The 13,194-nt window shown below is 63.8% G+C and carries 8 protein-coding genes; 6 read left to right on the top strand and 2 right to left on the bottom strand.

Features of this window, described 5'->3' with window-relative positions:
• Nucleotides 1–140: 140 nt before the first annotated feature.
• The 3 genes from J1M86_RS08240 (at nucleotide 141) to J1M86_RS08230 (ending at nucleotide 8,686) form a co-directional block, all read left to right on the top strand.
• Nucleotides 141–905, top strand: a complete 765-nt coding sequence (locus J1M86_RS08240; RefSeq protein ID WP_206509481.1) for an ABC transporter permease — start codon at nucleotides 141–143, stop codon at nucleotides 903–905.
• A gap of 39 nt (nucleotides 906–944) precedes the next feature.
• Nucleotides 945–4,778, top strand: coding sequence for an ABC transporter ATP-binding protein (locus tag J1M86_RS08235; protein WP_206509480.1), 3,834 nt, complete (start codon nucleotides 945–947; stop codon nucleotides 4,776–4,778).
• Nucleotides 4,779–4,891: 113 nt separating this feature from the next.
• Nucleotides 4,892–8,686: a multifunctional oxoglutarate decarboxylase/oxoglutarate dehydrogenase thiamine pyrophosphate-binding subunit/dihydrolipoyllysine-residue succinyltransferase subunit gene (locus J1M86_RS08230; protein ID WP_206509479.1), complete on the top strand. Its 3,795-nt coding sequence runs from the start codon at nucleotides 4,892–4,894 to the stop codon at nucleotides 8,684–8,686.
• A gap of 85 nt (nucleotides 8,687–8,771) precedes the next feature.
• Here the strand turns inward: J1M86_RS08230 and J1M86_RS08225 are convergent, their stop codons facing one another.
• Nucleotides 8,772–9,308 (bottom strand): DUF1772 domain-containing protein, encoded by a 537-nt coding sequence (locus J1M86_RS08225; protein WP_241259871.1) that lies wholly within the window; start codon nucleotides 9,306–9,308, stop codon nucleotides 8,772–8,774.
• Between the two features lie 74 nt (nucleotides 9,309–9,382).
• On the opposite strand from J1M86_RS08225, the gene J1M86_RS08220 reads away from it, so the two are divergent.
• Nucleotides 9,383–10,012 (top strand): TetR/AcrR family transcriptional regulator, encoded by a 630-nt coding sequence (locus tag J1M86_RS08220; protein WP_206509477.1) that lies wholly within the window; start codon nucleotides 9,383–9,385, stop codon nucleotides 10,010–10,012.
• Nucleotides 10,013–10,105: 93 nt separating this feature from the next.
• Here the strand turns inward: J1M86_RS08220 and J1M86_RS08215 are convergent, their stop codons facing one another.
• Entirely contained in the window at nucleotides 10,106–10,717 is a 612-nt protein-coding gene (locus J1M86_RS08215) for a TetR/AcrR family transcriptional regulator (RefSeq protein ID WP_206509476.1), read from the bottom strand.
• Between the two features lie 69 nt (nucleotides 10,718–10,786).
• Here J1M86_RS08215 and J1M86_RS08210 point away from each other — a divergent pair, with 69 nt between their 5' ends.
• Both J1M86_RS08210 and J1M86_RS08205 read left to right on the top strand, forming a co-directional pair.
• Nucleotides 10,787–12,352 (top strand): NAD(P)/FAD-dependent oxidoreductase, encoded by a 1,566-nt coding sequence (locus J1M86_RS08210; protein ID WP_206509475.1) that lies wholly within the window; start codon nucleotides 10,787–10,789, stop codon nucleotides 12,350–12,352.
• Nucleotides 12,349–13,194, top strand: a complete 846-nt coding sequence (locus tag J1M86_RS08205) for an SDR family oxidoreductase (protein ID WP_206509474.1) — start codon at nucleotides 12,349–12,351, stop codon at nucleotides 13,192–13,194. Before J1M86_RS08210 ends, J1M86_RS08205 begins: the two co-directional genes overlap by 4 nt.

Below are 13,194 nucleotides of genomic sequence, written 5' to 3'. Positions count from 1 at the left end.
ACCCCGCACGGCCCGCCACCGGGATACGGTCCCCCATCGGGATACGGTCCACCGCCTGGTTACGGTCCCCCATCGGGATACGGACCGCCGCAGGGGCATGCTCCTGCTCCTGCCGAATCCCCCTGGAACGGAGATCGACGATGACGACGCTGCTCACCGCCGAAATCCGCAAAGTCACCACACTCAAATTCTGGTGGGCGCTGGCGATCCCACCCGTGCTGGTCGGCGTCTGCGCCAGCGCCATCTCGTCGGCGGTCGCGACCACGACAGACGAGATCTACGGCGGAGAAGTCGACGGCATCATCGTGGCAGGGCTCGTCGCGGCGCTCGTGTCGGCGATGATCTTCGCTGCAGTGTTCTCCGCCGTCAACGTCGGTACGGAATTCCGGCACGACACCATCACGACGTCGTTCCTCACCGCCGCCGGCCGAGATCGCGTCATCGCCGCGAAGGTCGGTGTCACCGCACTGTTCGCGCTGGGATACGGGCTGGTCGTGGCGAGCTTCAGCATCATCGGCCTGCTGTTGTTCACCGGTGGCCGATTCGCGTTGTCCGGAGACATCGTGGCCAGTGTTGCCGCCGGTCTCTTCGCGGTGGTGCTGTGGTCGCTGATCGGCTCGGGGCTGGGCCTGCTGTTCGGGTCGCCGACGTGGCCGTCGATCGCGATCGTCGCGTGGTTCCCGGTAGGCGAGATGATCGTGGTCGCGATCCTGTCCGGGCTCGGGATCGACGGTGTTTGGCAGCTCACGCCGTCGACGTTGACCATCTCGGTCATCGGCGCGGGTTCCTTCGACGACCCCGAGCTCTTGCCGGTGTGGCCGTGGGCACCGATCGGGTTGACACTGTGGGCTCTCGGGGCCCTCGCAGCGGGCTGGTACCGCACCCGCGAACGCGATATCGACTGAAATCCGAGTGTCGGTGGGTCGGACTACCGTTCACACGCGATGGTGAGAAACGGTAGCGATCAGATCGGCTGGATTCGCCGACTCCTGGCACAGTGCTGGCTGCACCGCGCAACGATGACAGGCGCGTTGGCGGTCACGCTGATCGCCGCTGCGATCGACATCTCGTTTCCCCTTCTCACTCGCGTGGCTATCGACGACGCAGCTGCGGGCGAGAACAGCTCGATCACGGTCGTGGCCCTGACCATTGCCGGACTAGGTGTGGTCCGATTCGGTTGCCAGTTCGGTCGACGCCTCCTAGCGGGACGATTGTCCATCGACGTCCAACACGACCTGCGGCTCGCGCTTCTCGCCTCCTTGCAGCGCCTCGACGGCCGAAAACAGGACGAGATCAGGACCGGCCAGGTCGTCTCCCGATCCATCACCGACCTCCAGCTCGTGCAGGGTCTGCTCGCCATGGTTCCGTTGTCCGCGGGCGCACTCGTGCAGTTCGTACTGGCACTCGGTGTGATGGCCTACCTGTCTCCGCTGCTCACCGTCGTCGCACTGCTCATCGTTCCAGCAGTGTCCTTCGTGGTGTACCGGCTGCGGCCCACGCTCTATGCAGCCACCTGGTCCGCCCAGCAGCGGGCATCCGACCTCGCGCAGCACGTCGAGGAGACGGTTACCGGCGTCCGCGTCGTCAAGGGGTTCGGCCAGGAAGAACGCATGGTGGGCCGCCTGGAGGCGCTCGGACGCCGATTGTTCGCCGAGCGAATGCGATCGACGAAGATCAATGCGAAGTTCGCCCCCTCGATGGCGGTGATACCTCAGCTCGGGCTGGTCGGAGTGATCGCGCTCGGCGGCTATCTGGCTTTGCAGGGAAGTATTACGGTCGGCACGTTCCTCGCCTTCGCCACGTACGTCGCCACGCTCTCCGCCGTGACTCGCACCCTGTCGTCCGTCGTCATCATGGCGCAGCTCTCGCGCGCGGCGGTCGAACGCGTCTACGACGTCATCGACACCGAACCGTCGGTGCCCGAACCGGAGCACCCGACGGATCTACCGGACGGGCCGCTCGGACTCGACCTCTCAGCGGTCACCTTCGGATTCGAACCCGACCGGGATGTCCTCAGATCCTTCGACCTCACCGTCATGCCCGGAGAAACCGTAGCAATCGTCGGACATGCGGGAGCAGGCAAGACAGCCTTGTCGCTGCTACTGCCCCGGTTCTACAGCCCACGCTCGGGTTCGGTCGCGCTCACCTGCGCCGGTGAGCGATTCGACGTCGATCGTGTTTCCGCGTCACAACTGCGTGAGGCCGTCGGCCTCGTGTTCGACGAGCCGTTCCTCTTCTCCGACACCATCGCGGCCAATATCGCCCTCGGGCGGCCCGACGCCACTGCAGAGGAGATTCAGCGCGCCGCGGCGCTGGCCGAGGCAGCCGATTTCATCGAGGCACTGCCCGAGGGATACGACTCCGTCGTGGGCGAGCGGGGACTCACGCTCTCCGGTGGCCAGCGTCAACGCATTGCTCTTGCGCGCGCTCTGCTGACCGATCCTCGCGTCCTCGTCCTCGACGACGCCACATCCGCTGTCGACGCCACCACAGAGGCGAAGATCTTCGACGCGCTCCGTTCTCTGCGCGACCGAACCACCGTGATCCTCGCCCACCGACGCTCCACCCTCACCCTCGCCGACCGAGTCGCCGTGCTCGACGGCGGAAGGATCATCGACACCGGAACCGTCGACGATCTCGACGAACGCTGCCCGCTGTTTCGTGAGCTGCTCTCCGGCAGCGATCCAGCCGCACACAGCCGGCCCGCGGTCGTTGCCACGCCACGACCGGACGCCGCCCGTCCACCCTCGTCAGGTGTGCTGTGGCCCGACACCAACTTCGACACGGGCACCGCCACGGGCACGTCCACCGCCGAGCACCGGGCCGTTCACTCGAGCACACCCACTGGCCGGGGACCCGCCTCCGGCGCCTTCGGCAACCTCGCCTCGACACCGCAACTGCGGGCCTCGGTCGACGCCCTCCCCCCTGCCACCGAGGATCCTCGAACATCCGGTGCCGACGTTCGAGCCCCCGACCCGCACTTTCGCCTGTCCCGACTCCTCTCGCCGGTGCGAACACTGCTCGTTGTCGCTGTTGTGCTGCTCGCACTGGACTCGCTCGCAGGGATCGCCTTCCCGTCCATCGTTCGTTTCGCCGTCGACGACGGTGTCGGGCGTGGTGACCCGGGAGCACTGTGGACCGCGACCGCGATCGGGGCGGCGTTGGCAACAGCAACCTGGTTTGTCATCGCAGCCACCACCACCATCACGGCCCGCGCAGGCGAACGCGTGTTGTTCGGGCTACGCGTGCGCAGCTACGCACACATCCAACGTCTGGGCCTCGACTACTACGAACGTGAGCTGTCCGGCCGAATCATGACGCGCATGACCACAGACGTGGACGCCCTCTCCTCGTTCATCCAGACCGGCGCCTCCACGGCAGTGGTCAGCCTGCTGATGGTGTTCGGTATCGCGGCCGCGCTGCTCGTCACGGATTTCTCGCTCGGGCTGGTCGCGCTCGCGGTGGTCCCAGTGCTCGTGGTGGCCACAGTGTTCTTTCGCCGTGTGTCCGCCGCCGCGTACTCGACCTCCAGGGAACGCATCTCGGCCGTCAACGCCGACTTTCAGGAGAACATTGCCGGGCTGCGGTCGGCACAGGCCTACCGACGCGAGGAGTTCGCAGCCAACAGGTTCGCCGAGCGCGCCGAGCACTATCGCGTCAGCCGTATGCGGTCACAGAAAGCGATCTCGCTGTACTTCCCGTTCATCACCCTGCTGTCGGACCTCGCGCTCGCACTCGTGGTGTTCGTGGGAGCGAACCAGGTGGCTTCGGGGACGACAACGACCGGCACGCTCATCGCATTCGTCCTGTATCTCGGTTTGCTGTTCGGTCCCATCCAACAGCTTTCACAGGTCTTCGACGGATACCAGCAGGCCAGCGTGGGAGTACGCCGAATCGGCGATTTGCTGCGCACCCCGAGCTCGATCGAGACGGCACAGAACACTGTGGGGACAGCCTCCGTCGGCACGCCCTTCCGCGACGGGCGCCTTCGAACCGACATCGAATTCGCCGATGTCGGGTTCCGCTACGCCGGATCGTCTATCGAGGCGCTCAGTGAGGTCAATCTCACAATCGAGCACGGGACCACCGTCGCCCTGGTCGGACAAACCGGCGCCGGCAAGTCGACCGTCATCAAATTGCTGGCGCGCTTCTACGACCCGACGTCCGGAAGTGTGCGCGTCGGTGGCACGGATCTACGTGAATACCACCTGGCCGACTACCGGCATCGGCTCGGCGTCGTCCCCCAGGAAGCGCATCTGTTCACCGGCGATGTCGCGAGCAACATCGCCTTCGGCAGACCCGACGCTACCCGCGCGGAGATCGAGGCCGCGGCCCGCGCCGTCGGGGCCCTGGAGACCATCGCTGCACTTCGGGGAGGTATGCGAGCGCCGGTGGGCGAACGCGGGCAGGGTCTGTCCGCGGGCCAGCGTCAGTTGATCGCGCTGGCCAGAGCCGAGTTGGTCGACCCGGATCTACTGCTGCTCGACGAGGCCACCGCAACCCTCGACCCTGCGACCGAGCGCACCGTTCTCGCGGCGAGCGAGAGGGTGTTGCGAAAGAGAACTTCGGTGGTCGTAGCCCATCGACTGGCCACCGCTGCCCGCGCGGATCTGGTGGTCGTCGTCGACGGTGGACGGATCGTGGAGACCGGAACGCACACCGAACTGCGCGCCCGCGGCGGCTACTACACCCGGTTATGGGATGCGGCCGAAACGCGCGGCGGGAATAATCCGATGAATACAGGAGTAGTCAGGAACGAAGCTGAAAGTTACTCGTGAGTACATATCACAGCCACGTCCCGGCCGTTCGTGATACCCGGATGAGGTCTAGCCTGGATATGTACGCGCGTGTGTAAAGGGAACGAAGAGAAGAATCGAGGCGAACTACTGCCGTGAGCAGCAGCTCTACTACCCAATTCGGACAGAACCAATGGCTGGTCGACGAGATGTATCAGCGATTCAAGGACGACCCCTCATCGGTTGATGCCAGCTGGCACGAGTTCCTCACCGACTACGATCCGGACGCGCCGGTAAGCGACGGGACAGCGTCGACTCCGAACGGCAGTAACGGCAACGGCAAGCCCGCAGCACCCGAGTCAGCCGCGCCCAAGTCCCCAGCGCCCAAATCAGAAGCACCCAAGTCGACCGAGTCGAAGGCGGACACTCCTCGGGCGGCACCTTCTGCATCGGCGAGTCCCGAGCCGGCCGCGAAGAAGCCAGCACCGACGTCGAGACCAGCGACGTCCAAGGCTGCAGGTACGAAACCTGCGCCCGACATCTCGAAGCCGGCCGCCGAGTCCAGTGGTGAGGAGTCGACCAAGGTTCTGCGTGGCGCTGCTGCTGCCGTCGCCAAGAACATGTCGCTCTCGCTGCAGATTCCGACCGCGACAAGCGTTCGAGCAATCCCGGCGAAGCTGATGGTGGACAACCGTCTCGTCATCAACAACCACCTCGCGCGCACACGAGGCGGCAAGATCTCGTTCACTCACCTTCTCGGCTATGCGATCGTGCAGGCCGTCAAGGCGTTCCCCAACATGAACTGCCACTTCGCCGAGATCGACGGAAAGCCCAACTCCGTCGCGCCTGCCTCGACCAACCTCGGCCTGGCGATCGACCTGAAGGGCAAGGACGGCAACCGCACTCTCGTCGTCGCCGCGATCAAGAACACGCAGAATCACTCGTTCACGCAGTTCTACAACGCCTACGAGGACATCGTTCGTCGTGCCCGTGAGGGCAAGCTCACCGGCGAGGACTTCCAGGGCGTCACCCTCTCGCTCACCAACCCCGGCGGCATCGGCACCGTGCATTCGGTTCCGCGGTTGATGAAGGGCCAGGGTGCAATCATCGGCGCGGGCGCCATGGAATACCCGGCCGAATTCCAGGGCTCGAGCGACGAGCGACTCGCGGACTTGGGCGTCGGCAAGCTCATGACGCTGACCTCGACCTACGATCACCGCATCATTCAGGGCGCGGAGTCCGGTGACTTCCTCCGGACCATCCACAACCTTCTGATCAGCGACGAGTTCTACGACGAGATTTTCCACTCGATGCGGATCCCGTACGAGCCGATCCGGTGGCGCAAGGATCTACCCGAGGGCACCGTCGACAAGAACACTCGCGTGCTGGAACTGATTGCCGCGTATCGCAACCGTGGCCACCTCATGGCCGACACGGATCCGTTGCAGTTCACCAAGGACAAGTTCCGGATGCACCCGGATCTCGACGTCATCAGTCACGATCTGACGCTGTGGGACCTCGACCGCGAGTTCAAGGTCGGCGGATTCCACGGCAAGGACAAGATGCGTCTGCGGGACGTGCTCAGTGTTCTGCGGGACTCGTACTGCCGCCACGTCGGGGTGGAGTACACCCACATCCTCGAGACCGATCAGGTCGCGTGGCTGCAGGACCGCGTCGAAACGAAGCACGTCAAGCCCACCGTGGCCCAGCAGAAGTACATCCTGAGCAAGCTCAATGCTGCGGAAGCGTTCGAGACGTTCCTGCAGACCAAGTACGTCGGGCAGAAGCGCTTCTCGCTCGAAGGTGCCGAGTCCGTGATTCCGATGATGGATGCCGTCATCGATCAGAGCGCCGAGCATGCACTCGACGAGGTCGTCATCGGCATGCCGCACCGCGGGCGCCTGAACGTGTTGGCGAACATCGTCGGCAAGCCTTACTCGAAGATCTTCACCGAGTTCGAGGGCAACATGAATCCGGCAGCCGCACACGGCTCCGGAGACGTGAAGTACCACCTCGGCGCCGAGGGCACGTACATCCAGATGTTCGGTGAGAACGATATCTCCGTCTCGCTCACCGCGAACCCCTCGCACCTCGAAGCCGTGGACCCGGTCCTCGAAGGCCTCGTTCGCGCGAAGCAGGATCTGCTCGACAAGGGCGCCGGTCCGGGCGGTTTCTCCGTCCTGCCGTTGATGCTGCACGGTGATGCCGCGTTCGCCGGCCAGGGTGTGGTCGCGGAAACTCTGAACCTCGCCCAACTGCGCGGCTACCGCACCGGCGGAACCGTGCACATCGTGGTCAACAATCAGGTCGGCTTCACCACCGCACCCGAGCATTCCCGTTCGTCCGAGTACTGCACCGATGTGGCGAAGATGATCGGCGCGCCGATCTTCCACGTCAACGGCGACGACCCCGAGGCATGCGTTCGCGTCGCACAGCTCGCCGTCGACTTCCGCCAGAAGTTCAACAAGGACGTCATCATCGACATGATCTGCTACCGCAGGCGTGGACACAACGAGGGCGACGACCCGTCGATGACGCAGCCGGCGATGTACGACCTCATCGACACCAAGCGGAGTGTTCGCAAGAGCTACACCGAATCGCTCATCGGTCGCGGCGACATCTCGCTCAAAGAGGCCGAGGACGCCCTGCGCGACTACCAGGGCCAGCTCGAGCGCGTGTTCAACGAGGTGCGTGAGCTCGAGAAGTACAACCCGGAGCCCAGCGAGTCGGTCGAGCTCGACCAGCCGTTGCCTGCCAAGCTCACCACCGCCGTCGACAAGTCGGTCCTGCATCGCATCGGTGACGCCCACCTCGAACTACCGGAAGACTTCACCGTGCACCCGCGGGTCAAGCCGGTCCTCGAGAAGCGTCGCGAGATGGCGTACGAGGGCAAGGTCGACTGGGCATTCGGCGAACTACTCGCTCTCGGGTCGCTCGTGGACGAGGGACGCAACGTGCGTTTCTCGGGCCAGGACACCCGGCGCGGGACGTTCACCCAGCGCCACTCGGTCATCATCGACCGCAAGACCGGCGCCGAGTACACCCCGCTGCACAACATCGGGAGCGCGAAGCCCGGCAAGTTCATGGTCTACGACTCCGCTCTCAGCGAGTTCGCGGCCGTCGGCTTCGAATACGGCTACTCCGTGGGCAACCCCGATGCTCTCGTGCTCTGGGAAGCGCAGTTCGGCGACTTCGTCAACGGCGCGCAGTCCATCATCGACGAGTTCATCTCCTCCGGTGAGGCCAAGTGGGGCCAGCTCTCCGACGTCGTACTACTGCTGCCGCACGGCCACGAGGGCCAGGGTCCGGACCACACGTCCGGCCGTATCGAGCGCTTCCTGACGCTGTGCGCCGAGGGCTCCATGACCGTCGCCGTTCCGTCGACTCCGGCGAACTACTTCCACCTGCTGCGTCGCCACGCACGGGACGGTATCCGTCGTCCGCTGGTCGTCTTCACGCCGAAGTCGATGCTGCGCAACAAGGCCGCGGTGTCCAACATCGAGGACTTCACCGACAGCAAGTTCCACTCGGTGTTCGACGAGCCGACCTACGACTCCGGAACAGGAGATCGCAGCAAGGTCAAGCGCGTGCTCATGGTGAGCGGCAAGCTCTACTACGAGTTGCTCGCTCGCAAGCAAAAGGACAACCGTGAGGACGTGGCTATCGTCCGTATCGAGCAGCTCTACCCGGTTCCGACCCGTCGGATCACCGAGGCGGTCAAGAGCTACCCGAACGCCACCGAGTTCCGTTGGGTTCAGGAGGAGCCGGCGAACCAGGGTGCGTGGCCGTTCTTCGGTCTGGCCTTCCCGGAACTGATGCCGGAGGTGCTGAGCGGAATAAAGCGGGTCTCGCGTCGCGCCATGTCGGCACCGTCGTCGGGATCGAGCAAGGTGCACGCCGTCGAGCAGCTCGAGATCATCGACGAAGCGTTCTCGGGAGTCGGCGAGTAGATCTATCGTCCGTTCCAGAGCGAATGGCGCATCCGGTCACCTATTGGTGATCGGATGCGCCATTCGACGTTTGTGGGACTCTCGCTCAGACATGCGATTCGCTCCTGATCGACGACGCCGCTGCAGCACGGACACCACCGAACGCGAGTAGCAGTGCCGTACCCGACGCTGTCATCCGCACCGCATTCCAGACCTGCCACTTTCCGGAGTAGTTGCTCCAGATCTGTTCGGCATCGGCCACGTCCTGTGGCACTGCAACGACTGCGAGGTCCTCGTTCATGGGCACGTTGACTGTCGCTGTGAGCAGCAACCCGCCGAACAGGTAGACCATGGCAGCCGCAAAGAAAAACCGCGAACTCGCGTGCAGGCCCAGCCTGCGGGACAGCAGAGCAGCCAACGCCAATGCGACCGGCGTGAGAAAGAACGCCGGGAAGAACGCAGCATTGCGTACCGATTCGTTCATCGCCTGCATCGCCGCGATCGCGACGCGAGGGTCAGCGTTCCCAAGTCCCCACATGGTCGAGCAAACCCACGCATAGAAGAATCCGAATATCGCGGCGGTCAACAGCACCGCGACCGCAACCACCAGCCAGTAGATGGTTCGAAAGCCTGAACGCTCCATCACGAGTACTCCCTTGCAGGTAACCGAACCCAGCCGTACGGATAAGTATCCGTACGGCCTAGTACGCTTGTCAAGTGACGACTTCCCCACGGCGTGGACGGCTACCCACTCGCGAACGCGATGCGCGACGCGCTGAGATCCTGTCCGCAGCCGCCGCCGAGCTCGTCGAAGTCGGCACGCAGGGCCTCACGATGGCCGCAGTGGCAGCGCGCGCAGGCGCCTCGAAGGAGACGCTCTACGCCTGGTTCGGCGGACGAGACGAGTTGCTCGGCGCGTTGATCGAGGCGAATGCAGACCATTCGATGGCCGCGATTTCCGAGCTCTTCGATCACGGCGACCTGGACGACCTCGACCGTGTCCGCGAACTCCTCGGCTCCTTCGCTCGCGGACTACTGACCCTGCTGACGGGGCGGGTATCCATCGAGCTGAACCGCGCCGCAGCAACCTCTCCCGAACTTGCGCAGCGGCTACTTGCCTCGGGGCGGTACCGCGTCGGACCACGAGCGGAAGCATTTTTTGCGGAACTCCACACGCGCGGAATTCTGAACGTGCCAGATCCTGCCGATGCCTTCTGCACCTTCTACGGATTGACGATCAGAGACACCCAGATCCGTCTATTGCTGGGCGAACCCGCGCCGACCGCCGACGCGATTGCCGCAACTGCCGATCAGGCGGTCACACAGTTCATCCTGCTGAACCAGTAGAGGATCCCGGCGGCACGTTGCAGCGCGTTGTTCGGACGGCCAGCGATCGCATCAATGTTCCATTCATGCCGACTAGACGTTGCGATGGTCCATTCATGCGCGAGGAGGGCGGGCCAGGGTGACGGCGGGCAACGCGTTGACATTCAGTTCGATCAGCTCGTCGCGGCTGACGCGCGGATCGCGCAGCCACGAGATGGTGGCTTCCTCCACGAAGGCGATCCAGCCGCGCACCGCGAGCTCGGTAGTTGCGTTCGTCTCGATCCCGAGCTTGTGGAGGTCGGACACGGTTCGATCGGCCATCGTCGTCCGGGTCTGTTCGAAGACCTCGCGCATGTCGGGGTCCCCGGATGCAGATCCGCGCAGAAGGGAGATGAATGTGTCTCGGTTCTCGGTGACGTAATCGACATAATTCGCGATGGAAGCGTGCAGAATGTCGAAGGGATCGAGATCGCTCTCGGGCGCGGTGCGGTCGAGCATGGTCCTACTGGCCTCACGAACGATGGCGAGGTGGAAGTCCTGCTTCGAGGAGAAATAGTGGAACAGCAGCCCCCGCGAAACACCCGCCTGGTCTGCGATGTCCTCGACCGAAACCTGCTCGAGGGGCCGGTCGGCCAGCATTTGCGTTCCGAGGGCGATCAGCTGCGCACGTCGCTCCTCGGGGCTCATGCGCGTGCGCTTGGCTACTCCGTTGTTCACATCGGCCATGGAATCACTCTACTGAATAGTAGTCAACAGCTATTGACTAGCGCTCAGTAAGCTCCTACTCTCATCTACATGAGTCTTTCCGTAACAGATACTCCGGAGCGCGTGACAGCACCGCGACAGGTCGACACCATCATCATCGGCAGCGGTTTCGCCGGACTGGGCGCCGCGATCAAGCTGACCCAGCAGGGCAAGACCAACTTCCTGGTGCTCGAGCGCGGCAGTGACGTCGGCGGCACGTGGCGTGACAACACGTACCCGGGTGCGGCCTGCGACGTCCCCTCGCACCTGTACTCGTACTCGTTCGCGCTCAACCCCGACTGGACACGGTCGTTCTCCACGCAGCCCGAGATTCAGAAGTACATCGCCTCGGTCGCCCGCAAGTACAAGGTGATGGACAAGCACGTGTTCAACTCCGACGTCACCTCGGCGACTTGGAACGAGGACACCCACCGCTGGGACATCGTGGCCAGCACCGGCACGTACACCGCCAAGATCGTCGTCACCGCAGTCGGCGCACTCTGCGAGCCCAACCTGCCGCCCATCAAGGGCATCGAGAGCTTCCAGGGCGACGTCTTCCACTCCGCGCAGTGGAACCACGACGTGTCACTGAAGGACAAGCGCGTCGCCGTCATCGGCACGGGCGCCTCGGCGATCCAGATCGTACCCACCATCGCGGACGAGGTGCAGCACCTCGACGTCTATCAACGCACCGCACCGTGGATCCTGCCCCGCTTCGACCGCGAGTACACCAGCATCGAGAAGCTCGCGTTCAAGTACATCCCCGGATTCCAGCGCCTCTCACGCAGTGCGATCTACTTGGCGCGCGAGACCCAGGTCGTCGGTCTCGCCAAGAACCCGAAGCTCATGAAAGCTCTCGAGATCATGGCTCGCAGACAGATCAGCACCGGCATCAAGGACAAGGCGCTTCGCAAGAAGGTCACGCCGAACTTCCGGATCGGCTGCAAGCGCATGCTCATCTCCAACGCCTACTACCCCGCGCTGGATCGTCCGGATGTCGAGCTCGTGACCGACGGCATCGCCGAGATCAAGGCACACTCGATCGTGAGCGCCGATGGCACCGAACGCGAGATCGATTCGCTCGTAGTCGCCACCGGCTTCCACGTCACCGACTCCCCCGCGTACCAGGGCATTTTCGGCAGGGAGGGAAAGACTCTCGCGCAGGTCTTCGACGAGGAGGGACAGCAGGGCTACAAGGGCGCCGCGGTCGCGAACTTCCCCAACATGTTCTTCCTGGTCGGCCCCAACACGGGCCTCGGCCACACATCCATGGTCTTCATGATCGAGTCACAGCTCAACTACGTCATCGACGCACTCGACACCATCGACAAGCACGACATCGGTGTCATCGAGGTTCGCAAGGACGTGCAGGACGACTACAACGCCGACCTCCAGGATCGGATGGCGAACAGCGTCTGGATGAACGGCGGCTGCGCCAGCTGGTACCTCGACAAGCACGGCAACAACACCACACTGTGGCCGGACTTCACGTTCCGATTCCGAAATATGACCAAGAAGTTCGACCTCGCGGCGTACCGTAGCGTCGCTGCGTCCGATCTCTCGAGCAGCCTCAACTCAGCAAATGCCGACTCCAACAGCAAGGTAGTGGCCAAGTGACATCGAAGGCATCAAACGCATTTTCAGGCAAGGTCGCCGTCATCACCGGCGCCGGCTCGGGCATCGGTCGAGCGCTCGCGGTGAACCTGGCCGAGCGTGGAGCGAAGCTCGCCCTGTCCGATGTCGACGTCAACGGACTCGCCGAGACCGTGCGTCAGGCGCAGGCCCTCGGCGCGGAGGTCGAATCACAGTTCCTCGACGTCGCTCAGCGCGAGACCGTCCTCGACTACGCCGAGACGGTCAAGGCACGTTTCGGCAAGGTCAACCAGATCTACAACAACGCGGGAATCGCGTACCACGGGGACGTCGAAGCCACGTCGTTCAAGGACATCGAGAAGATCATCGACGTCGACTTCTGGGGAGTGGTCAACGGCACCAAGGCATTCCTGCCTCACCTCCAGGAATCCGGCGACGGTCACATCGTCAACATCTCGAGCCTCTTCGGCATCCTCGCGATGCCCTCGCAGGCCGCCTACAACGCAGCGAAGTTCGCGGTTCGCGGCTTCAGCGAGGCACTGCGCATGGAACTGCTGATCTCCAAGGCACCGGTCAAGATGACCGTCGTACATCCCGGCGGCATCAAGACCGCCATCGCCCGCAACGCGACCGTTGCCGAGAACTACGACCAGCAATCGGTCGCCAAGTTCTTCGACGCCAAGCTCGCCAAGACGACACCGGATCAGGCCGCCAAGGTCATCCTCAAGGGGGTCGAGAAGGGCAAGGGCCGCGTGTTGATCGGTTCGGACGCCGTGGCTCTCGACCTGCTTCAGCGTCTGACGGGGTCGAAATACCAACGGGTCGTCGCGACCATCGCAGATCGAGTCATGCCGCGGAAGAAGTAG

This window comes from Rhodococcus sp. KRD197, assembly GCF_017168235.1.
Lineage (GTDB): Bacteria > Actinomycetota > Actinomycetes > Mycobacteriales > Mycobacteriaceae > Rhodococcoides.
Note: the sequence above shows the minus strand (reverse complement) of the source record. Positions and strands in the feature narration are given on the sequence as shown.

Bases quoted from the DNA above. Each gene is read 5' to 3' on its own strand.
- J1M86_RS08235 (WP_206509480.1), top strand. From the start codon at position 945: ATGGTGAGAAACGGTAGCGATCAGATCGGCTGGATTCGCCGACTCCTG.
- J1M86_RS08215 (WP_206509476.1), bottom strand. From the start codon at position 10,717: ATGGCCGATGTGAACAACGGAGTAGCCAAGCGCACGCGCATGAGCCCC.
- J1M86_RS08240 (WP_206509481.1), top strand. From the start codon at position 141: ATGACGACGCTGCTCACCGCCGAAATCCGCAAAGTCACCACACTCAAA.
- J1M86_RS08225 (WP_241259871.1), bottom strand. From the start codon at position 9,308: ATGGAGCGTTCAGGCTTTCGAACCATCTACTGGCTGGTGGTTGCGGTC.
- J1M86_RS08210 (WP_206509475.1), top strand. From the start codon at position 10,787: ATGAGTCTTTCCGTAACAGATACTCCGGAGCGCGTGACAGCACCGCGA.